Source organism: Lactococcus petauri (assembly GCF_002154895.1).
GTDB lineage: Bacteria > Bacillota > Bacilli > Lactobacillales > Streptococcaceae > Lactococcus > Lactococcus petauri.
The window spans coordinates 1-300 of sequence record NZ_MUIZ01000050.1; the positions used below are offsets into that span (position 1 = coordinate 1).

General features: G+C 40.7%; 1 protein-coding gene. It reads right to left on the reverse strand.

Annotated features, from left to right (window positions below; all coding sequences use genetic code 11):
- Positions 1–64: 64 nt before the first annotated feature.
- Positions 65–300 (reverse strand): MSCRAMM family adhesin SdrC (locus BZZ03_RS12105; protein ID WP_233129005.1); only part of this gene is annotated, 236 nt, incomplete at its 5' end.

Sequence of the window (300 nt, forward strand, 5' to 3'; positions counted from 1 at the left end):
CATCAATGTCCGATTCAAAATCAGAATCTACAAGCACATCAGACAGTGCACATCAGACAGTACATCAAGTGAATCCACAAGTACATAGTGATTCTACAAGTACATCGGACAGTGCATCAACATCAATGTCCGATTCAAAATCAGAATCAATGAGCACATCAGACAGTGCATCAAGTGAATCCACAAGTACCTCGGATAGCGCATCAAATTCAGCGTCTGATTCAAAATCAGAATCAATGAGCACATCGGACAGTGCATCGACATCAATGTCCGATTCAAAATCAGAATCAATGAGCACAT